The following is a 22,121-nucleotide window of genomic DNA, read 5'->3' on the forward strand; positions in this document are numbered from 1 at the left end:
ATAATCATCTGCGTCTCAGTTTTCTAACTTCCCAACTCCAGCTGGTTTTTCACCAAATTATAATACGCGCCTTTCTTTAATGTCAGCTCTTCGTGCGTTCCCAACTCCACCAATTCTCCCCGGTCGAGGACCACTATCTGATCGGCATTTTTTACCGTGCTCAGCCGGTGGGCGACCACCACAACGGTCTTTCCCTCGTACACCCGGTTCAAGTTTTCCATGATCACCTTTTCGTTGTTTGCATCCAGTGCATTGGTTGCCTCGTCGAAAAACAGGTACTCGGGATCTTTATAGATCACACGCGCAATCAGGATCCGTTGCTTCTGTCCCTGGCTTAACCCGTGGCCGTCCTGCCCTATTTTTGTATTAAATCCGAGGGGCAGCCCTTCCACAAAATCCATGATGTTGGCCATCTTGGCGGCGAACATCAACTTCTCCTTGTTAATCCGTTCTGTTCCAACCACGATATTATTGGCGATGGTGTCCGAAAAAATAAAACCGTCCTGCATCACCGCCCCCACCCGTGTACGCCACCACTGCTGCGAAAAGTTTTGCAAATCGGTATCGCCTACCCTTACCTTACCACTCACCGGATGATAAAATCCAAGCAGTAATTTCACCAGGGTCGTTTTTCCGCTTCCGCTGGTTCCAACAATCGCGGTGATCTTTCTCTCCGGGATCGTCAGGCTGATCTGGTTTAAAACTTTGGGCGAATGAGGTCCTTCGTACTGAAAAACCAGATCGTGCACGTATACTGATTTATCAGACGGAAGCGAATTCAGCAAAGGTTTGTCTTTTAGTTCTTCGTCATCCTGCTTGTGGATCTCGGCCAAACGCTCCATACTCAGCTTGGCATCCTGTGCCAGGTGCATAAAGTTGATCATGTCGTTCAGCGGCCCGTTTAACTGCCCGATAATGTATTGCACGGCCAGCATCATCCCCAGGGTCATATCCCCGTTTAGCACCGCCATAGCCGCGATAATGGTGATGATGATGTTTTTGGTTTCATTCAGGAAGACCGAACCGGCCTGCTGGTACTGATCGACTGTGAGGTTTTGCACGTTCACCCGGAATAAACGGGCCTGAATGCGTTCCCACTCCCAACGTTTTTGTTTTTCGTAATTATTCAGTTTGATCTCCTGCATCCCGTTGATCAACTGGATGAGCATGCTTTGGTTTTCAGAAAGCTGCGCAAATTTTTTATAATCCAGCTCACGCCTTTTTCGCATAAATACAAATACCCAAACCACATAGAGCGCCGAGCCCAGCAGGAATACAAACAGGATCTTCCAATTGTAAATAGCCAGCACAATACCAAAAACCAGCAGGTTAACCACCGAAAACAGGGTATTCAGGGTTTGGGTGGTCAGGAAACGTTCGATGCGGCGGTGGTCCTGGATACGTTGCATGAGGTCGCCGATCATTTTGGTGTCGAAAAAGCCGATCGGCAACTTCATCAGCTTAATCAGGAAGTCGGAAATAATGGAAATATTGATCCGGGTTGAAATATGCAGCAAGATCCAGGAGCGGATAAAATCGACCGAAGTTTGGCTGATAAACAAAACCAGTTGGGCAATCAGCACCAGGTAAATAAAATGAATATCCTGGTTGTTGATCCCGACATCGACGATGCTTTGCGTCAGGAAAGGAAAAATCAGCTGAATGATGCTCGCGGCCAGGAAGCCCAGCAACAACTGGCTGACCAGGCGCCGGTGCGGCCGCACATAGCGCCACAGGAATCCAAAGCCCGAACGATCGGTTTTCTCATCGTCGCGGTCGTAAAACTCCGGGGTTGGCTGAAGCATCAGGCAAATACCTTTCTGACTTCCGCCCGACACGGTTGCCAGCCAATGTTTTTTAAACTCCACGGGGGCGTATTTCACCAGGCCAAAAGCCGGGTCGGCCACATAAATTTTATCTTTCCGGGCCTCGAATACCACCACAAAGTGATTTTGGTCCCAGTGTACAATACAGGGTTTGGGCACATCCTTCACCAATTGTTCAAAAGTGACCTTTGTCCCCAGGCTGCGCATGCCGATCGCTTCGGCGGCATCGCTAATTCCCAGCAAGGATACGCCTTCGCGTGTAATGTGTGATTGTTCCCTTAAAAAATCGAGCTGAATGCTTTTCCCGTAAAATTTGGCAATCATCCGCAGGCAGCTTGGCCCACAGTCCATGGCATCGGGTTGCTTAAAGAAAGGGAAACGGGACATATCGCAAATTTATGCTTAAAAATAAGACGAAATAAGCCCGAAAACACCGCCAATACCGATTAGTTATTCACAAATGCCCGTTAATAGTATTTCCTGTTTCAACCGGTTTAAATTTATTGTTCCTTCACCACCAGCTTGCCGGTCAACAGCTCGCTGTTGTAACTTACACGCACAATATAAACGCCTTCTTTCCAGCCCGAAGTGTTCAGCCGGTAGTCCCTGCCTCTGAGTTTGGTTTTCTTTATTTTCAACAATTGGCTTTGATCGTAAACTTCCAGGTCCCATTCTGTATTCATGTCCGGGCTTTCTTCTGATGTAGATTCGATGGAAACAGTGGTTTCGGAGGTGGAGGGGTTGGGAGATAAAAGCAAGAAATCACACCAAATCACTCCAATGTCATTACGGATTCTTGTTTTGGATATGCCGCAAGCTGTTACCGTAGATGAAATATAGCCGAACCCGTCAAAAGTTCCCCAAACCGTGCAAGTTGGACTAGTCTCGTTCGCAATGGAAAGGATATCGGATTCCCAATAAAAAGATTCACCGTTTACCCTATTGATGTCATCTACCCTGTATGTCAATCGACTACCACATTTTATGACATAATTGCCTGATATAGTCGGAGTAGGAAGCTCGCCGGTATAAACCTCATGTCGGGGAAGAGTTATATCTCCGCAGCCAGTCGTAACAGTTGCTTCAATCCAACCTTCTCCCGAACCGGTAGCGGTAAATATACAGGGGTTTGAACCCTGAGGTGAAGTACGTGAAAGATTAGCGCTTTGGTTCCAGCTGATTGTTGTTCCCACCGGATTATTAACCGTAAATGAAGCGCCGGAAGAACAGACAAGTTCGGGGCCGGAAATGATTGGACTTCTTGATGTATTTACAGTCATTATTCCTGATCCACATGGATCTAACCAATTACTCAAACGGGTTGTATTTGTCCCACCTCCCGTCCAGGAAAGATGAAACTGACCATAATATATCGTATGGTAGGAAGAACAACCACCATCTCCACCATGAACTCCCCAACAACTCTTTTATTTTGATCAAACAGAGGCGAACCAGAAGAACCACCTTCGGCTGTTCCATCATCAAAGATAACTCTCCAGTGGGTATCTGCAGGAGAAACTGTACCATTATTCCAAGTAATTTGAGAACTATTTGATGTCAGATTATCATTGTCAAAAGAAATCTTCATAACATCTCCTGAAGGATGGTGGATTCCTGTTCCGGAGGTAGGAATATCACCGCTCCGGTCCCAACCCAACCAGGAGAAACGGGTGTCACCCAACGGTGACGTATCCATCTCCATCAAGGAAAAATCGGTACTATTCCATGCGGCCCGAAATTCAGCTCCATTATAAGTAATCCCTGTGGTTGCTGAACTTCCGCCACAAGTGGTCATTTTATATTGAAACTTGAACATCCAGTTCTCTGCATCGGATATTTCTGTTGAAGACAAACTTCCATTAGATGAGGTATCAATGCAGTGAAAGGCAGACAAAAAATAAGGTCTAAAATTTTGATCGGCGGTCATCAGTAGTGAGCCACTGCACCATTCAGTTCCATCAGAAAGAAGAACCAACGCCACAGCATCCGACTCTTCGTCCCATCCCGGGAAGCAGGCGATATTATTATTGCAGCTACCTGACCCTCCTAAATTTCCATAGGCCATAGTGGGGTATAAATTTTTATATGCATGTACCACTCTTTTTATAGACAATTGTGATTGTCCTCTTTTTGTTACAGGCTCAAACAAATAAATAGTAACATTGTCTCCCAAGATAAGGTCAGTCAGGAAGTAACCGTTTTTCGTGTTTTGTTTTGATGTAACGGGTCCATAAAGCATTCTCCCAATCGCATTGGAGATATACAATTCGGCACTGTCGGGCAGGTAAAACTGGTCAAAAACAAAATTAATCGAATAAGCTCCTTTTGACTGAAATTCCATAGACCAAAGCAGACCACCTTCCACGACAGTCCACGCTCCGTCAGCCAATGTGATATGGGTATCAAATCCTTTTCCAAAACGAAAAGGAATATCCAGGCCTTCTTTCTGTTTATCTTCTTCTATTAGTTTTTGTACGTCAAAAGCAGGAAACTCCTTAACTGTGGTGGCTTTCGGTTGACTTTTAATTAGCGGTACCTGATCAAAGGCATTTCCATCCGGAAAGAATTTTGTTTCTACTTGCCCGGATGCCAGTTGAATAGAAGAAATAAGGACAAAAAACAAAATTACTCGTTTCATTTTATTACTGAATTTTAAAGTTGATTTTAAAGGTTAGCGTATCCGTTAATAGCGAGGGTTCTTCATGAGTACGGGCAAAACGAAAACGGTGCTTAAACCCCGTATAATAATTGTCCTTTCCCAGAAATTCCCGATGGGTACTTTCATATGTTCCTTTTCCCCAATACCAAACAGAACTTCTGTTATCAACCCATAATTGTTCAAACACGTAAGTCGTATCTGTTTTGAAAGGATATGCCCCGGCACCAAGCATTAGAGTTTGTAATAATTTATATGACTTACCATAATCTTCTCCATCTGAATGAAAAACTCTACAAAAGCCATTTTCATTGGAATAAGCAAAATTGGGGTCAAAATGTAATTTCTCATCTCGTTTATTCGTAACAGAAAAGTAGAAAGAAAAATTTTCACCTTCACGAAAAACAGTGGCGGGTTTTCCTTCTTCATTTAAAAGACAAAATTTGAATTCAATGCTATCCACTTCTTTTTGGATGATAGCACTTTTACTATTGGGAGAGATTTCCCAATAGAGTTCTTCATCTTTTTCGCACCCGGCCCCCGTTAAGCTAAGGAGCAAGATAAATACGCTGATTTTTACAATGGTTGTTTTCATCGTTTCTGAGTTTTATAGTTTGACAATATGTTTTTTTGCAGCGCCATTTGGCTGTAAGCGGAAAGTTTTAGGCGGATGTGTTTTCATTGTATGTCGTTTAAAGGTTAAACTGATGTGCCTTTTCAGAACCGCGGGTAGTAAGAAGATGAACAAGTTACAAAATAGTTGCGCTGGGATTTTATGTTAGTGAACATATTTTCAAAAACAGCGTGGGGCAGGGAGCATGGGGAAAAGGGATGTGCCGGTTTTCGTCATTGACGGACCGGGCGACTCCAAAGTCATCCGATCAGTCAAAAAAGTCAACGTGTTTCGATAAGTTTGAATTTATTATTCTTTCACCACCAGTTTGCCGGTCAACAGCTCGCAGTTGTAGATATAATGTCAGGTCAGGTTTAAACCGGCGATCTGAATCAGTACAAGAGATTCACCCGGCCGTGAAAATTAAACTTCTGCCTGATTACTGATTACTGAATACTGGCATTGGTCACCGATCACCGATCACCGATTACCGATTACCGACTTGACAATAAACACCTTCTTCCCGGAATTATAGATTAATCTTTTGGACATGATCTGTTGATGGTTTCATTCGTATTACCAAATGGAAGAAAAACCAGACGTTAATCGTGAAATTTATTTTAACCTGAATAATTCATAAACTTTAAAAAGGTGAATATTTGATTTTTTCAGCCGTGGGATTTAATAACCCATATGCTGAAAAGAAAATTTGTTGTCTGCGATTGTTTTCGATTGGTCATTTTAGAGGTTGGCCTGTTTAGTTTTAGACCAAAAATTGTGTGTATTTTCTTCACAGAACATAGGTATTTTATCTTGTGCTTTGCAAGTGCCTGATTAATATGTATTTTTGAATATAGTTGGGTTGTTGCTAACGGCGCAACTGTCCGATTTCGAGGAAGTAATTCTCAAGCAGTTTGGCTTGCGGGCATGAAGCTGGAAATTCCACTTTTATTTTTGTCTTCATTTGTCTAACCTGGGCAGCAATTTTAATGAACCTTTCACGTAATGTCTTCATCGTAACAGCTGCCAACCCCTTTGTTTTTAGCATGTTCTCCTGCAACGAGTGCATCAGCACATAAGCGGCTGAATGCAAGAATAACCTGAACTGATTGGCATAAAAGCTATTGCACGACATCCGGCCTGATTGCAGGTAGTTTTTGTGGTCTTTGATATTGAGTTCCATCCTGCCCCGTCCGCAGTACCCTTGTTCGTAAAGTGCCTTTGTCCGGTATTCCCAAAGGTCGGTTACAATAAAACGAATATTGGATCCTTTGCTTGTCACTTCGATTTTAACAATCACGCGTTGCTGGTTTTCCCAACTACCCGCTTTGTAGCCAAATGAGTGATAACGCTTTATGGGTTTGGCATATCTGGCAAATTCATTTTCGCAACTCTTTACAAGAGTTTCAACACTCGAATTCAATACGCTGTTTCCGGTCAAGCCAGTTATAAAATGGATATTGGGTTGTCCAACGCACCAGTCCATCAACTCTTTGCTGCAAAAGTGGCTGTCGCCCCGAACAATGATCACCGTATTTTTCCACGATTTGCGCAAATGGGCAACAAGCCTTTTGAGTATCCCAAAAACATTGGCACTTTTGCTGCGCCTGCCTGGTTTGAGTATGGTGGTAATCAGTTTTCCCGACAAGCCTTCATAAATGTGAAGGGGCATGTAGCAATACTCTCCGTAATAGTTATTGAACAGGGTTAACTGCTGCCCCCCGTGGGTATCAATGTTGGTGTCATCGCAATCGATAATAATCACAGGAGGTTCCGAAGGGTAGGATTCAATAAACTTATTGGCAAAGGCATACGCGATGTTGTACAGTTCACTGGCTCTTGGGGTGTTCTCAAAACGGGTCATAGTTGATTGAGATGCCAAGGCATTCCCTGTCATGGGCAAACGTCCAACACTCATTTTCAGGATCGTGTCATCGCGCAAGGTATTGCAATCATTGGCATCTTCATATCCAGCAACAATCTGATATACCCGCTGTGCAGCAATCTCTTCCAAAGAGTGGTCAACATAGCTTTGATGCCGGGTGTCCTCAATACAAGTAACCAGCGACTTGATGATGCCAATCCGGCTCTCGATATCTTTGACCAACAGCAAACCACCATCTGAAGAAATCTCAGATGCAGTAAAACTTACCTCAATACGCTTATTGTCAATTGGTTGTAAATCGAAGAGTTTTCCCTGGCAAATTGCAACGTCTGTTTGCTTGTCCAGAGTTTTTTCGGTAATTTTATTTTCTGAAGAGCTCATGGAAATACGGTTGTAAGACGCTGTAAGATAGTAATTTATCTTTAATTTTCGTGAGCTTTTCTTCGTTTTTGTGAATTATTCAGGTTAAAAAGACGTTTTTACTTTCAATTTAATTTTGCTTTTTCAAATTAATTTCTACTTTTGCCCAAACAAAGAAATAACAATGAAGTATCCGGCTATCATACTTAACGTCATTATCCTCGTCGTCGTGGTCATTTCGCAAGCGAAGTGAGGATGTTGCACGTTGGTATATCAGGTAGCCATTCTCACAAAAAGGGAATGGCTTTTTTTATTTAAATAAATTTGTAGATGAGGCATTTTTCAACATATATTCTTGTAGTCCTTCTGGTCGTCCTTCATGGGTCTCGCTGGAAAGGCTGCTGATTGTTGAATAACAAATATCATTCAAAAGCCTTTCTCTGATCAGAGAAGGGCTTTTTTTAAAAACAAACACGACAAACTGAAGATATGAAACACAAATTAAGATCAGCTACAACCACCGAAGGGCGCCGGATGGCCGGGGCCAGAAGTTTATGGCGCGCCAACGGCGTGAAAGAAGAACAATTTGGCAAACCGATGATCGCCATCGTCAACTCATTCACCCAGTTTGTTCCGGGCCATGTTCACCTGCACGATATCGGCCAGTTTATTAAAGGCGAAATTGAAAAACAAGGCTGTTTTGCCGCCGAATTCAACACAATCGCCATCGACGACGGAATTGCGATGGGGCACGATGGCATGTTATACTCGCTGCCCTCGCGCGATGTGATTGCCGACAGCGTGGAATACATGTGCAACGCGCACAAAGTCGACGCCATGGTGTGCATATCCAACTGCGACAAAATCACCCCGGGCATGATGATGGCGGCCATGCGACTGAATATCCCTGCCATTTTTGTATCGGGCGGCCCGATGGAAGCCGGCAACATCGACGGGAAAGACTACGACCTGGTGGATGTCATGGTCATGGGCGCTGACCACGAAGTGGACGAGTCGTACCTGACAAAAGTGGAACGCGATGCCTGCCCTACCTGCGGAAGCTGCTCCGGCATGTTTACCGCCAACTCCATGAACTGTCTGGCCGAAGCCCTGGGGATTGCCCTGCCGGGAAACGGCACCATCGTGGCCACTCACCTTAACCGGAAACGTTTGTTTGAGCAAGCCGCCAAACAAATCATTAAACTTACCTACGACTATTATCAAAACGGGAACGAAAAAGCCCTCCCGCGTCAGATTGCAACAAAAGCTGCATTCGAAAACGCGATGAAATTGGATATTGCGATGGGCGGATCGACCAACACGGTCTTGCACATCCTGGCCATTGCACACGAGGCGGGGGTTGATTTTACCATGAAAGATATCAACGGTTTATCCAAAGTCACCCCCAACCTGTGCAAAGTAGCGCCAAACGGGCACTACCACATCCAGGATGTAAACCGGGCCGGCGGCATTCTCGGAATTTTAGCCGAGTTGAGCCGCGGCGGGCATCTCGACACAAGCGTTCCGCGCGTCGATGGCCTGACGCTGGAAGAAGCCATTGAGAAGTACGATGTCATGAGGAAGAACGTAAACACGGAAGATATTCAACGCTATAAATCAGCGCCGGGCGGCGTTCGCAACCTGGTACTGGGGTCGCAGGAAAGTTATTATCACGAATTTGATGCCGACCGGGCAAACGGCTGCATCCGCGACCTGGAACATGCCTACAGCAAAGACGGCGGGCTGGCTGTGCTCTACGGCAACATTGCCGAAGACGGCTGCATTGTAAAAACAGCCGGAGTCGACCCGTCGGTTTACCGCTTTAAAGGGACCGCCCGCGTGTTTGAATCGCAGGAAGACGCCGTTAATGGCATTCTTGGCGACGCGGTACAAGCCGGCGACGTGGTAATCATCCGCTACGAGGGGCCTAAAGGCGGACCGGGTATGCAGGAAATGCTGTACCCAACCTCCTATTTAAAGTCCATGAAGTTGGATAAGGCTTGCGCCTTGCTGACGGATGGCCGTTTTTCGGGAGGAACATCCGGGCTTTCCATCGGCCACGTTTCACCCGAAGCTGCTGCCGGCGGAGCAATCGCGCTGGTCAGAGACGGCGACCCGATTGAAATTGACATCCCGGCGCGTAAAATTAACATGCTGGTCCCAAGCGAAGAATTGAATAAAAGAAGAACAGAAGAAGAAGCCCGGGGAAAAGAGGCCTTTAAACCGGCCAACCGGCAACGCTCTGTCAGTAAAGCATTAAAAGCTTATGCCTGCCTGGTTAGCTCGGCCGACAAAGGCGCAGTTCGCATCATTGATTAGTAAAAAATAAAACACATTCATATGGCAACAAAACACATTACCGGATCTCAAGCCGTTATTCTTTCCTTACTGGAAGAAGGCGTTGATACCATTTTCGGCTACCCAGGCGGGGCCATCATGCCCATTTATGATGCCCTGTACGATTTCGACAAACAAGTGACCCACATCCTCACCCGGCATGAGCAAGGCGCCGTCCATGCCGCTGAAGGTTATGCCAAGGTAACCGGAAAAGCCGGAGTGTGCTTTGCGACATCGGGCCCGGGAGCGACAAACCTCATCACCGGCATTGCCGACGCGATGATTGATTCCATACCGCTTGTCTGCATTACCGGCCAGGTGGCTTCCCCGCTCCTGGGAACCGATGCGTTTCAGGAATCGGATGTGGTAGGCATCTCCATGCCCATTACGAAATGGAATTACCAGGTTACTTCGGCACAGGAAATCCCTGAAGCAATTGCCAAGGCTTTTTACATTGCCCAATCGGGCCGACCGGGACCTGTTTTGCTGGATATCGCCAAAGATGCCCAGTTTCAGGAACTGAATTTCAAATACAAGAAATGCACGAAAATCCGTTCATATATCCCCGAATACCCGGTTGACCCGTTTAAAGTGCAAGCCGCTGCCAAACTCATCGATGCCGCCAAAAAGCCTTTGTTGCTTTTCGGACAAGGCGTTATTATCGCCAATGCCGAAGCGGAGCTGAAAGCCTTTATCGAAAAAACCGGCATCCCGGCTGCGTGGACCCTGCTCGGCTTATCGGCACTGCCGTCCGACCATCCGCTGAACGTGGGCATGCTGGGCATGCACGGAAACTACGGGCCAAACATCAAAACAAACGATGCCGACCTGATCATTGCGGTAGGAATGCGTTTTGACGACCGGGTAACCGGCAAAGTCAGTTCGTACGCCCGAAAAGCCAAAATCATCCACCTCGAGGTTGACCCGGCTGAAATTGATAAAATCATTAAAACCGATATCGCCGTTTTAGGCGATGCAAAAAAATCGCTGGCCATGTTCACCGCTAATGTCAAAGAAAATAAACACGACAGCTGGCTGCAGGAATTCCGCGTATGCGATCAGATTGAGCACGAGAAAGTCATTCAAAAAGACATCTATCCTGAAAAAGCCGGATTGACGATGGGCGAGGCGGTTCGCATTGCTTCCGAAAAAACCGGACACGAAGCCATCCTGGTGACCGATGTTGGCCAGCAGCAAATGATTGCCTCCCGCTATTTCAAATTTAAACATTCGAAAAGCAATGTAACCTCAGGTGGTTTGGGCACCATGGGCTATGCCATCCCGGCTGCTTTAGGCGCGCAGCTTGGGGCGAAAGACCGGACGGTTGTTACCTTTGTCGGCGACGGCGGTTTTCAAATGACGCTTCAGGAATTGGGCACGATTGTACAAAACAAGCTCCCGGTAAAAATCATTCTGCTGAATAATAACTTCCTGGGCATGGTGCGGCAGTGGCAGCAACTGTTCTTTGAAAAACGTTACTCCTTTACCGAGCTTCAAAACCCCGATTTTATCATGATCGCCAATGGCTTCGGTATGGCAGCCCACAAGGTGACCAAACGCGAAGAACTGGAACCGGGAATTCAAAAAATGCTTGACCACGACGGGCCATACCTGCTCGAAGTCGTGGTTGAAAAAGAAGACAATGTATTCCCGATGGTTCCCTCGGGGGCAGCAGTTTCCGATATCATTCTTGAAGCCTAATTTTAAAACAACGAAAAATGAAACAAGAATTTAATATCATCTTATATTCAGAAAACCACATCGGTTTACTCAACCGGATTACCATCAATTTTACCCGCCGGAAAATGAACATCGAAAGTTTGACCGTATCGGCATCGGCCATTAAAGGTATTTCGAAATTCACCATCGTGGTAAACGAAACCGAAGACCGGGTTAAAAAAGTAGTGGGGCAACTTGAAAAAATCGTTGATGTGTTAAAAGCCTTCTATCACACCAACGAAGAACTGATTTACCAGGAAATCGCCTTGTATAAAGTACCGACGGAAGCCCTCTACGAAACGGATAAAATTGAAAAAATGGTTCGCAATGCCGGGGCCCGTATCCTCGAAATTACGCGCGAATATACGGTCATCGAAAAAACCGGGCACAAAGAGGAAACACAGGCGCTTTTTGAACAACTGAACGAATTTAAAGTTATGCAATTTATCCGTTCGGGCAGAATTGCCCTTACACGCGACCCGATTGAACGACTTTCGGAGTTTCTGAGAGAACGCGATGCCATGCTCGAAGCATTAGATTAATATGGACACGACCAGGCCAGCTTGTTTTAAACGACTTTGCCGATGCAGTGAATTCACCCTGAATTTCGTTTAGGTGCTGTTTATCATGATCAGGAAACCCCGAAATAAATTCAGGAAGATCCAGACGACAGGCATTGAAACAAGCTGACCTTTTTCGCGTGATGGCCAAAACAGAACATTTACCGGTATACAGCCTGCATAACTTCAGCCCGGAAGAACGGAAAAGTCAGCAGTTTCAGGTTGAAGTATTTGATGCCAAACGTCATTTTAGCGTCAGATACCCGCACCGGCACGACTTTTTCGAAGTGTTATACCTGATGCAAGGCTCCGGGTTTCACGTGATCGACGGGAACAAATACGAAATTCAACCTCCCTGCGTGTTTTTTATGTCGCCCGGACAAGCCCACAAGATTGAATTCTCAAAAGATATTGGCGGTTACATCTTCATTTTCACAGCCGACTTCTACCTGGCCAACCGGAGCAACCAAAACAGCCTGATCGAGTTTCCCTTTTTTTATAACCTGGAACAGGATAATCCGCCACTCTTGCTTGAACAGAAAGAAGACATCCTTTTTCTGGAAAAATTGTTCAGCAGGAGTATCTCGGAACTGCGCACCAACCAAGCCAACCCGCTGGACATGCTCCGTTCGTTGCTCGACCTGATCCTGACCACCTGCACTTCGCTTTATAAAACAGCCGAAAACCTGGAGGCGAAAGGAAAAGGATACTTGCTGGTAAAGCGTTTCTATCACCTGGTTGAAGAACAGACCCACAAAAATTTATCTTTAAAGGAATACGCCAGTTCCCTGGCGGTCAGCCCGAATCATTTAACACAAACAGTCAAACAATACACCGGCAAAACGTCCAGCCAAATCATAAAAGCCAAACAAATCATGGAAATCAAGCGGCTGCTGGTACACACCAACCTGAGCATAGCCGAAATTGCCCATCAGCTCAACTTTGACGACCAATCGTATTTTACCAAATTTTTTAAACGCGAAGCCGGATTTTTGCCTCTTCAATACCGGGCAGAAACAGCCCGATAACACAAAAGTACCATCGCCTGTAAAAATGTAAATTATTGAACTTTAAGGTAAAAAGTCAAACAATCGGATAAAACAAAACCCGAATCCATGAAAATTACCAAATATTCATGCTTTTTTACTCCGTTTTTTGCCGATTATTCTTTTGCTTTGTATCCGGTAATGTTAAAATCAAGTAAAAACAAATAAATTCATTCAACATGGCAAATTATTTTAACACGCTCCCGTTGCGCCTGCAACTGGAACAATTGGGAACCTGCGAATTCATGGACAAATCAGAATTTGCTGACGGTGTAAAAAAACTGGAAGGGGAAAAAATCGTCATTGTCGGCTGTGGCGCACAGGGCTTAAACCAGGGGCTCAACATGCGCGATTCGGGACTCGACATTTCATACACCTTACGGGAATCGGCCATTCAGGAAAAACGCCAATCGTATAAAAACGCCGCCGAAAACGGGTTCAAAGTCGGAACATATGAAGAAATGATTTCCACCGCCGACCTGGTAATCAACCTGACGCCCGACAAACAGCACAGCGGCGTAATCAATACCATTATGCCCATGATGAAAAAAGGAGCAACACTCTCCTATTCACACGGCTTTAACATTGTTGAAGAAGGCATGCAAATCCGTAAGGACCTGACCGTCATTATGGTTGCACCAAAATCGCCGGGCTCTGAAGTTCGCGAAGAATACAAACGCGGCTTTGGCGTTCCCACGCTGATTGCCGTTCACCCCGAAAACGACCCGAACGGCGACGGATTGGAAATTGCCAAGGCCTATGCCGTAGCAACCGGAGCCGACCGCGCCGGCGTACTGCGCTCATCGTTTGTGGCCGAAGTAAAATCGGACCTGATGGGCGAACAAACCATCCTGTGCGGCTTATTACAAACCGGATCGATCCTCTCGTTCGACAAAATGATTGAAAAAGGAGTTGAAGCCGGATATGCCTCCAAACTGATCCAGTACGGATGGGAAGTAATTACCGAAGCCCTGAAACATGGCGGGATTACCAACATGATGGACCGCTTGTCGAATCCGGCAAAAATTAAGGCCTTCGAACTTTCCGAAGAATTGAAACGCCTGATGCGCCCGCTTTTCCAAAAACATATGGACGACATCATGAGCGGCGAATTCTCGAAAACCATGATGGAAGACTGGGCCAACGGCGACAAAAAACTATTGACCTGGCGTGCTGCAACCGGCGAAACGGCATTCGAAAAAACCCCGGCCGGCGATATGGAAATCAGCGAGCAGGAATACTTCGACAATGGCGTGCTGATGATTGCCTTTGTGAAGTCGGGAGTTGAACTGGCTTTCGAAACGATGACCGAAACCGGCATCAAAGAAGAATCGGCTTACTACGAATCGCTGCACGAAACACCGCTGATTGCCAACACCATCGCCCGAAAAAAATTGTTTGAAATGAACCGTGTTATTTCCGATACGGCCGAGTACGGTTGCTACCTGTTCGACCATGCCTGCAAACCTTTGCTCGCCGATTTTATGTCGAACATGGATGTGGATGTCATCGGAGAAACATACGGCGAAGGACGCGACAACGGGGTCGACAATAAACAACTGATCGCCGTAAATGAACTGATTCGTTTCCACCCGGTAGAAATTATTGGCTACGAATTGCGCGAATCGATGACCGCGATGAAGAAAATCGTTTAATTCACGATATTTCCACAAAAAAAAGCCTGACAGTCGATTGATTGTCAGGCTTTTTTTCATAAAATCCTTCCGCCGGGCCTTCTTCCCCAAACAGAGATTCAGCCTGGTTGAAAATCATTCGGGAAAGTATTAAACCAATTCTACGTATCGACCGTTATTTGTGTAAATTCGTCAAAAATAAACAACGATAAAGCAAACAACTATGATCGACTGGTTTATCAATTTGAGCCCCATCCTGCAAGCTCTTATCGCAACCTTATTCACCTGGCTTGTGACCGCGCTTGGCGCCGCCATGGTGTTTTTCTTTAAGGAAATCAACCGGAAAGTTCTGGACGGCATGCTTGGTTTTGCAGCCGGAGTGATGATTGCAGCCAGCTTCTGGTCGTTACTGAGCCCGGCTATCGAGATGGAACGGGCAGCCGGAGGCATCCCCTGGGTCCCGGCCGTGATCGGTTTCCTGGCCGGCGGTTTCTTTTTATGGTTAATCGATCAGTTTCTGCCTCACCTGCACCTCGGATTTCCCAGCGAAGAAGCCGAAGGTGTCCCCACCTCGTGGCGGCGAAGTGTACTTTTAGTTTTGGCTATTACCCTGCACAATATTCCCGAAGGGTTGGCGGTGGGTGTGGCTTTTGGAGCTGTCGCCGCCGATTTGCCCGCGGCCTCGCTTGCCGGAGCGGTCGCCCTGGCAATTGGTATTGGCATCCAAAACTTCCCTGAAGGAGCCGCTGTGTCGATTCCTTTGAGAAGAGAGGGCATGACACGCCGTAAAAGCTTTATATACGGACAAGCTTCGGGTGTGGTAGAGCCGATTGCCGGCGTATTTGGTGCGGCGGCGGTTTTGCTGATGCGCCCGATCCTGCCCTACGCCCTGTCGTTCGCAGCCGGCGCCATGATCTATGTTGTAGTTGAAGAGCTGATCCCTGAATCACAACTCGAAAAACACACCGATATCGCGACCATTGGCACCATGCTTGGCTTTGCCGTGATGATGATGCTGGATGTGGCGCTTGGGTGAAAACAAACTGAAAAGATCTTGCAAAAAAAACTCCCTGACGCCCAAAGACAGGCTGTAACTTATTTTTAAAACATGTTTTCTCTTTGAACAAAAAGAGGTAATATTCGTCTTCAATCAATAAAACTTAAAATCATGAACAGTTTAATCATAGGAAGCTGGAAACTCAAATCATTTGAGGCCCAAAAAGAGAACGGTGAAACGATCTATCCGTTTGGAAAAGACCCCATCGGTTTAATCACCTATTCTGCTACCGGGCACTTTTCGGTCCAGTATATGCCCCGCGAGATCAATCCGGAAAAAGTAAACGGAGTATCGTATTTCGGACATTATGAATTCAACCGCGAAAAGGATTACATTGTCCACCATGTAGAGGGATCGTTGTTCCCCAGTGAAGAAGGACTGGATAAAATCCGCCATGCCCGCCTGCGCGGAAAAAGCCTGACGCTAACCTGTCCGCCTCTAAAATGGGGAACCGACGAAGAAGCCGTGGCCATTATTCAATTTGAGAAACAAGGTGAGTTGCCTCCAAACACAGCTCTTTAGCCCTTTCTTTTTCGTTCCCGGGAATTCGAAAAGAAGCGGTTTTCTAAATTAAGACGATAAAATCTTTTTCTTAGGAATTGTAAAAATAATGGCCTTTATATTTTCATTTTAAAATTAAATTGTGATATTTGCAGGAAATCTTTGAACAGATGAAGCATATTAATTCCATTTCTATTCTCGGTATTCTTCTCGGTATTCTAATTGGGATGCGCGACTGAGAATGGTATGGAATAAAAGATAAAAAAATGACATCAAGCCATTCTCCGCAGAGAATGGCTTTTTTGATATGTAAAATAATACAACAGATAATAAACAAATCATTTCATCATGAGCGACAGATTGTACATTTTTGACACCACCTTACGAGACGGAGAGCAAGTTCCGGGGTGTCAGTTAAACACAGTTGAGAAGATTGAAGTGGCCAAAGCATTGGAAGAATTAGGCGTTGATGTGATCGAAGCCGGATTCCCGATTTCGAGCCCCGGAGATTTCAAATCAGTGGTTGAAATATCAAAAGCGGTTACCTGGCCAACCATTTGCGCCCTCACCCGCGCAGTAGAAAAAGATATTGATGTAGCTGCCGATGCCCTCAAATACGCCAAAAAAGGCCGTATCCACACCGGTATCGGAACATCGTATTACCACATTCATTACAAACTCAACTCAAATCCTGATGAAATTATTGAGCGCGCCGTGAAAGCCGTGAAATATGCCAAAAAGTATGTGGAAGATGTGGAGTTTTATGCCGAAGATGCCGGCCGTACCGAAAACGAGTACCTGGCCCGCGTGGTCGAAGCGGTCATTAAAGCCGGAGCGACCGTAGTCAATATTCCGGATACCACCGGCTACACCATGCCCCACGAGTTTGGCGAAAAAATCAAATACCTGTTTGACCATGTCCGGGGGATTGAAAATGCCATCATCTCCACACACTGCCACAACGACCTGGGAATGGCCACTGCCAATACCATTTCGGGGATCATCAACGGGGCCCGTCAGGCCGAAGTAACCATCAACGGTATCGGCGAACGCGCCGGAAACACCTCGCTCGAAGAAGTGGTGATGACGCTGAAAAGCCGCTATAAAGTATTGAATATTGATACCAATATCAATACAAAAAATATCTACAAAACCAGTCGTCTGGTTTCCAACCTGATGAACATGCCGGTTCAGCCAAACAAGGCCATTGTGGGCCGTAATGCCTTTGCCCACTCATCCGGTATTCACCAGGACGGCGTGTTGAAACACCGCGAGAACTATGAGATTATTGATCCGACCGAGGTGGGCATCAATGAATCCTCCATCGTGCTGACGGCCCGCAGCGGACGTGCAGCCCTGAAACACCGGCTGGAAGTGCTGGGTTACGAACTGACCAAGGAGAAAGTAGACGAGGTTTATGAAAAATTCCTCGAACTGGCCGACAAGAAAAAAGACATCCGCGACGACGATGTAGTGGCGCTGGTTGACGACTCGGAAAAAAAAGAACGCCGCATTAAGCTTGACTTCCTGCAAGTGGTCACCGGAAAATCGTTGATCCCGATGGCAACGGTCAGGCTGGACATTGCCGGTGAGAAATTCGACGCGACCAGCTCCGGAAACGGACCGGTTGATGCCGCCATCAAAGCCGTCAAGCAAATCCTGAAACGCCAGGTTACGCTCGAAGAATTCCTGATCCAGGCCATTACCAAAGGCAGCGACGACGTCGGAAAAGTACACATGGAACTTGACCACGATGGCGCTAAATTCTTTGGTTTTGGCGCGCATACCGACATTATTACCGCATCAGTCGAAGCATTTCTGGATGCCGTAAATAAGATTCCGGTCCAATAAAAACAGAATAATCTTAAAATTATAACGATTCACAAACCTGCATTTCCAGGCAGGCCGAAGCTGAAAATACATGTATATGGAAGCAAAAACATTATTTGATAAAATTTGGGATGCCCATGTGGTGAAACAAGTAGAAGGAGGCCCCAATGTATTGTATATCGACCGTCACTTCATTCACGAAGTGACGAGCCCGGTAGCATTTTTAGGACTGAAAACCCGCGGACTGAAGGTCTTCCGACCCGACCAAACCACGGCCACTCCCGACCACAACGTGCCGACCATCAACCAGAACCTGAGCATCAAAGACGAGTTGTCGCGCAACCAGGTTGACATGCTGAAGAAAAACTGCGAAGAAAACGGCATTACCCATTACGGACTGGGAAGCGACGGGCATGGCGTGGTGCACATCATCGGACCCGAGATGGGTCTGACCCAGCCGGGCATGACCATTGTTTGCGGCGACAGCCACACCTCTACCCACGGCGCTTTTGGCGCCATCGCCTTCGGGATTGGCACCAGCGAGGTAGAAATGGTACTGGCCAGCCAGTGCATTATGCAGCCCAAACCGAAAAAAATGCGCATCACCGTCGACGGGAAACTGGGAAAAGGCGTAACGGCAAAAGACATTGCCCTGTACATTATTTCTCAGATTTCAACCAGCGGCGGAACCGGCCACTTCATCGAATACGCCGGCTCGGCCATCACCAGCCTGAGCATGGAAGGCCGCATGACCCTGTGTAACCTGAGCATTGAAAGCGGCGCCCGCGGCGGGATGATTGCGCCTGATGAAACAACGATTAACTACGTAAAAGGCCGCCAATTTGCCCCAAAAGGTGCTGACTGGGACAAGGCCGAAGCTTACTGGAAATCGCTGAAATCGGACGAAAACGCCAAATTCGATACCGAATATGTTTTCGATGCCGCCGACATTGAACCGATGATCACTTACGGAACCAACCCGGGCATGGGCATCGGTATTTCACAATCAATCCCAACCGGAAACGAACTGGAAGGAACCGACAAAACCACCTTCCTGAAATCGCTGAAGTACATGGATTACAACCCGGGCGAAACCATGAAAGGCAAAAAAGTGGATTACGTATTTCTGGGCAGTTGTACCAACGGCCGGATTGAAGATTTCCGTGCTTTCGCCGACTTTGTAAAAGGAAAACAAAAAGCGGACAACGTGATTGTTTGGTTAGTTCCGGGATCAAAAGCCGTAGAATCGCAAATCAAAGCCGAAGGCCTTGACAAAATATTCGAAGCAGCCGGAATGGCGCTGCGTCAACCGGGATGTTCGGCTTGTTTGGCGATGAACGACGACAAAATTCCGGACGGAAAATACGCCGTATCGACTTCGAACCGCAACTTCGAAGGACGTCAGGGACCGGGAGCCCGCACCTTGTTGGCCAGCCCGATTACCGCTGCCGCCGCCGCCGTTACCGGCGTCATCACCGACCCGAGAGAGTTCCTTTGATTGATGATTGATTAATGACGATTGATGATTGTTTCAAATGACACGAAATGAGCTGGAACAAAGAACAAAGAAATATGCACATGATTGTGTAAGAGTCGCGATGCTGCTTCCTGAGACTACTTTGGGGAGACATATCAGAAGTCAGCTGATCCGATGTTCAACATCAGTTCCGGCTAACTATCGCGCTGCAAATCTGGCACAGTCCAAGGCCTCTTTTGCTGCAAAATTATCAATCGTTATCGAGGAAGCCGATGAAAGTAGCTTTTGGTTGGAATTTGCAACAGACGAGAACTTGCTCACTGCGGAAACAACCGGTTCATTAATAAAAGAAGCTTATGAGCTTTGCTCAATTTTCATTTCTTCCAGAAAATCAATCCAGACGGGAAGTTGAAATCATAAATAATCATTCAAAAATTATAATTCAAATGGCTTACGACAAATTTTCAAAAATAGTATCACCGGCGGTGCCACTGCCGATCGAAAATGTGGACACTGACCAGATCATTCCGGCCCGCTTCCTAAAAGCAGTTGAACGCAAAGGCTTTGGCGACAACTTGTTTCGCGACTGGCGTTACGATAAGAACAACCAGCCCATTGCCGATTTTCCGCTCAATCAAAGCAAATACAGCGGCAAAATTTTAGTGGGTGGTAAAAACTTCGGCAGCGGGTCGAGCCGCGAACATGCCGCCTGGGCAATCTACGACTATGGTTTCCGCGTGGTCGTTTCCAGCTTCTTTGCCGATATCTTTAAAGGAAACGCCATCAACAACGGATTACTTCCGGTAGTTGTCAGCCCGGCATTCCTCGAAAAAATCTTCGCTGCCATAGCAGCTGCCCCAACCACTGAATTCGAAGTTGATCTTCCCACCCAGACCTTCACCATCAAAGCAAGCGGCGAGTCTGAGTCATTCGAGATCAACCCGTACAAAAAACACTGCCTGCAAAACGGGCTTGATGATATCGATTATCTCGTGAGCTTAAAACCCGAGATCGAGGCATTTGAAAAATAAACTCAAATGACAGGAAAATTAGTCACGAAAAATAACCCGCTGATCACCATCATGGACACCACGCTGAGGGATGGCGAACAAACCTCGGGGGTGTCGTTTACCGATACCGAGAAGTTGAGCGTAGCGAAAGTCCTGCTCGAAGATGTGAATGTCGACCGGGTTGAGATTGCATCGGCCAGGGTTTCAGAAGGAGAATTTAACGCCGCCCGCCGGATTATGGACTGGGCTGCCGAAAAAGGACACCTCCACCGGATTGAAATACTGGGTTTTGTTGATGGCCGAACCTCGCTCGACTGGATTAACCGGGCGGGCGGCAAAGCGCTGAATTTACTTTGTAAGGGATCGTATAAACACGTCACCCAGCAATTGCGCAAAACGCCCGAAGAGCACATCGCCGACATTCAGAAATCGGTTGATTATGCTACCGAACTGGGCATCTCGGTCAACGTATACCTGGAGGACTGGTCGAACGGCATGCGCAACTCCAAAGACTACGTGCATTTTATGGTGTCGAAGCTGAAAGAGATGAACATCAAACGCATCATGCTGCCCGATACGCTTGGGATTCTTAATCCCGACGAAACCTACGATTTCTGCAGGGAAATGATTGATGCCTACCCGGACGTTTTGTTCGACTTTCATGCACACAACGATTACGACCTGGCCATTGCCAACGTATTTCACGCCATAAAAGCAGGGATTGGCTGCGTACACACCACCGTGAACGGCTTAGGCGAACGTGCCGGTAATGCCCCCCTGTCCAGCGTAATCGCCACCGTGAAGGATCACCTGCAGATGAAGACAAACGTCAATGAAAGCATGCTGAACCGGGTGTCGAGGATCGTGGAAAGCTTCTCCGGAATACGCATCCCAACAAACAAACCCTTAATCGGCGAGTTTGTATTTACCCAATGCAGCGGCGTTCATGCCGATGGCGACAACAAAAACAATCTGTACTTTAACGACTTGTTGCCCGAACGTTTCGGCCGCACCCGTACTTACGCCCTGGGAAAAACTTCAGGAAAGGCCAACATCAAGGCCAACCTCGAAGACCTCGGGATAGAACTTTCGCCCGAAGCCCTGAAAATGGTCACCAACCGGATCATCGAACTGGGCGACCGGAAAGAAACCGTGACTGCCGAAGATCTGCCGTATATTGTCGCCGATGTCCTTCAGGAAGATATTGAGCAGAAAATTTTCATCAACAACTATGCGCTTACCCATGCCATGGGGCTCAAACCTTCGGCCACGGTGAGCATCAATATCGACGGAATAACCTACGAGTCGTTTGCCGCCGGCGACGGCCAGTACGATGCCTTTGTGAATGCGGTAAAAAGCATCTACAAACGCCTGAAGAAACCATTCCCGAAATTACTCGATTACTCGGTAACCATCCCTCCCGGGGGAAAAACAGATGCCCTTGTTGAAACGGTGATCATCTGGGAACTCGACCGCGAATTTAAAACCCGGGGCCTCGATCCTGACCAGACCGCGGCAGCCATTAAGGCAACGGTGCGTATGCTGAACCTGCTTGAACACAAAACAGGCATCGAAGCCGACCATGAAACGCAAAACTCATAACTCAAAAC

The 22,121-nt window shown here is 46.8% G+C and carries 17 protein-coding genes; 12 read left to right on the forward strand and 5 right to left on the reverse strand.

Annotation, left to right across the window (positions count from 1 at the left end; translation table 11 throughout):
* Positions 1-23 precede the first annotated feature (23 nt).
* The 5 genes from AC6H3C_RS19945 to AC6H3C_RS19965 form a co-directional block, all read right to left on the reverse strand.
* Positions 24-2,213, reverse strand: coding sequence for a peptidase domain-containing ABC transporter (locus AC6H3C_RS19945; protein ID WP_497517279.1), 2,190 nt, complete (start codon positions 2,211-2,213; stop codon positions 24-26).
* Between the two features lie 113 nt (positions 2,214-2,326).
* Positions 2,327-3,142, reverse strand: a complete 816-nt coding sequence (locus tag AC6H3C_RS19950; protein WP_497517281.1) for a T9SS type A sorting domain-containing protein — start codon at positions 3,140-3,142, stop codon at positions 2,327-2,329.
* On the reverse strand, positions 3,139-4,464 hold the full coding sequence (locus AC6H3C_RS19955; RefSeq protein WP_497517283.1) for a trypsin-like serine peptidase: 1,326 nt from the start codon (positions 4,462-4,464) through the stop codon (positions 3,139-3,141). Before AC6H3C_RS19955 ends, AC6H3C_RS19950 begins: the two co-directional genes overlap by 4 nt.
* Positions 4,465-4,468: 4 nt before the next feature.
* Positions 4,469-5,077 (reverse strand): hypothetical protein, encoded by a 609-nt coding sequence (locus tag AC6H3C_RS19960; protein ID WP_497517285.1) that lies wholly within the window; start codon positions 5,075-5,077, stop codon positions 4,469-4,471.
* An 886-nt stretch (positions 5,078-5,963) separates the two neighbouring features.
* Positions 5,964-7,361 carry an IS1380 family transposase gene (locus AC6H3C_RS19965; protein WP_497515887.1) on the reverse strand — a complete coding sequence of 466 codons (1,398 nt, stop codon included), beginning with the start codon at positions 7,359-7,361 and terminating at the stop codon, positions 5,964-5,966.
* Between the two features lie 468 nt (positions 7,362-7,829).
* Between AC6H3C_RS19965 and ilvD the strand changes: the two genes are divergently transcribed.
* The 12 genes from ilvD to AC6H3C_RS20025 all read left to right on the forward strand — a co-directional run bounded on the left by ilvD (position 7,830) and on the right by AC6H3C_RS20025 (position 22,113).
* Positions 7,830-9,659, forward strand: a complete 1,830-nt coding sequence (gene ilvD / locus AC6H3C_RS19970) for a dihydroxy-acid dehydratase (protein ID WP_497517287.1) — start codon at positions 7,830-7,832, stop codon at positions 9,657-9,659.
* Positions 9,660-9,680: 21 nt separating this feature from the next.
* A complete protein-coding gene (gene ilvB, locus AC6H3C_RS19975; protein ID WP_497517289.1) occupies positions 9,681-11,378 on the forward strand; it encodes a biosynthetic-type acetolactate synthase large subunit in 1,698 nt (565 codons plus the stop codon).
* Positions 11,379-11,395: 17 nt separating this feature from the next.
* Positions 11,396-11,938, forward strand: coding sequence for an acetolactate synthase small subunit (gene ilvN, locus AC6H3C_RS19980; protein ID WP_497517290.1), 543 nt, complete (start codon positions 11,396-11,398; stop codon positions 11,936-11,938).
* A gap of 134 nt (positions 11,939-12,072) precedes the next feature.
* A complete protein-coding gene (locus AC6H3C_RS19985) occupies positions 12,073-12,984 on the forward strand; it encodes an AraC family transcriptional regulator (RefSeq protein WP_497517291.1) in 912 nt (303 codons plus the stop codon).
* Between the two features lie 197 nt (positions 12,985-13,181).
* A complete protein-coding gene (gene ilvC / locus AC6H3C_RS19990) occupies positions 13,182-14,657 on the forward strand; it encodes a ketol-acid reductoisomerase (protein WP_497517292.1) in 1,476 nt (491 codons plus the stop codon).
* 202 nt (positions 14,658-14,859) lie between these two features.
* Positions 14,860-15,672 carry a ZIP family metal transporter gene (locus AC6H3C_RS19995; protein ID WP_497517293.1) on the forward strand — a complete coding sequence of 271 codons (813 nt, stop codon included), beginning with the start codon at positions 14,860-14,862 and terminating at the stop codon, positions 15,670-15,672.
* A 132-nt stretch (positions 15,673-15,804) separates the two neighbouring features.
* Positions 15,805-16,215 (forward strand): lipocalin-like domain-containing protein, encoded by a 411-nt coding sequence (locus AC6H3C_RS20000; protein ID WP_497517294.1) that lies wholly within the window; start codon positions 15,805-15,807, stop codon positions 16,213-16,215.
* 327 nt (positions 16,216-16,542) lie between these two features.
* A complete protein-coding gene (locus AC6H3C_RS20005) occupies positions 16,543-18,045 on the forward strand; it encodes a 2-isopropylmalate synthase (protein ID WP_497517295.1) in 1,503 nt (500 codons plus the stop codon).
* Positions 18,046-18,121: 76 nt separating this feature from the next.
* A complete protein-coding gene (gene leuC, locus AC6H3C_RS20010) occupies positions 18,122-19,522 on the forward strand; it encodes a 3-isopropylmalate dehydratase large subunit (protein WP_497517296.1) in 1,401 nt (466 codons plus the stop codon).
* A 37-nt stretch (positions 19,523-19,559) separates the two neighbouring features.
* Entirely contained in the window at positions 19,560-19,913 is a 354-nt protein-coding gene (locus AC6H3C_RS20015; RefSeq protein WP_497517297.1) for a four helix bundle protein, read from the forward strand.
* Positions 19,914-19,947: 34 nt separating this feature from the next.
* Entirely contained in the window at positions 19,948-20,532 is a 585-nt protein-coding gene (gene leuD / locus AC6H3C_RS20020; protein WP_497517298.1) for a 3-isopropylmalate dehydratase small subunit, read from the forward strand.
* 6 nt (positions 20,533-20,538) lie between these two features.
* Positions 20,539-22,113, forward strand: a complete 1,575-nt coding sequence (locus AC6H3C_RS20025; protein WP_497517299.1) for a hydroxymethylglutaryl-CoA lyase-like TIM-barrel protein — start codon at positions 20,539-20,541, stop codon at positions 22,111-22,113.
* Positions 22,114-22,121 lie beyond the last annotated feature (8 nt).

The organism is Gaoshiqia sp. US2 (assembly GCF_059705485.1).

Excerpts from the sequence above, each read along its gene's own strand:
- AC6H3C_RS19945 (WP_497517279.1), bottom strand. The coding sequence starts at position 2,213 with ATGTCCCGTTTCCCTTTCTTTAAGCAACCCGATGCCATGGACTGTGGG.
- AC6H3C_RS19955 (WP_497517283.1), bottom strand. The coding sequence starts at position 4,464 with ATGAAACGAGTAATTTTGTTTTTTGTCCTTATTTCTTCTATTCAACTG.
- AC6H3C_RS19960 (WP_497517285.1), bottom strand. The coding sequence starts at position 5,077 with ATGAAAACAACCATTGTAAAAATCAGCGTATTTATCTTGCTCCTTAGC.
- AC6H3C_RS19965 (WP_497515887.1), bottom strand. The coding sequence starts at position 7,361 with ATGAGCTCTTCAGAAAATAAAATTACCGAAAAAACTCTGGACAAGCAA.
- ilvD (WP_497517287.1), top strand. The coding sequence starts at position 7,830 with ATGAAACACAAATTAAGATCAGCTACAACCACCGAAGGGCGCCGGATG.
- ilvB (WP_497517289.1), top strand. The coding sequence starts at position 9,681 with ATGGCAACAAAACACATTACCGGATCTCAAGCCGTTATTCTTTCCTTA.
- ilvN (WP_497517290.1), top strand. The coding sequence starts at position 11,396 with ATGAAACAAGAATTTAATATCATCTTATATTCAGAAAACCACATCGGT.
- ilvC (WP_497517292.1), top strand. The coding sequence starts at position 13,182 with ATGGCAAATTATTTTAACACGCTCCCGTTGCGCCTGCAACTGGAACAA.
- AC6H3C_RS19995 (WP_497517293.1), top strand. The coding sequence starts at position 14,860 with ATGATCGACTGGTTTATCAATTTGAGCCCCATCCTGCAAGCTCTTATC.
- AC6H3C_RS20000 (WP_497517294.1), top strand. The coding sequence starts at position 15,805 with ATGAACAGTTTAATCATAGGAAGCTGGAAACTCAAATCATTTGAGGCC.
- AC6H3C_RS20005 (WP_497517295.1), top strand. The coding sequence starts at position 16,543 with ATGAGCGACAGATTGTACATTTTTGACACCACCTTACGAGACGGAGAG.
- leuC (WP_497517296.1), top strand. The coding sequence starts at position 18,122 with ATGGAAGCAAAAACATTATTTGATAAAATTTGGGATGCCCATGTGGTG.
- AC6H3C_RS20015 (WP_497517297.1), top strand. The coding sequence starts at position 19,560 with ATGACACGAAATGAGCTGGAACAAAGAACAAAGAAATATGCACATGAT.
- leuD (WP_497517298.1), top strand. The coding sequence starts at position 19,948 with ATGGCTTACGACAAATTTTCAAAAATAGTATCACCGGCGGTGCCACTG.
- AC6H3C_RS20025 (WP_497517299.1), top strand. The coding sequence starts at position 20,539 with ATGACAGGAAAATTAGTCACGAAAAATAACCCGCTGATCACCATCATG.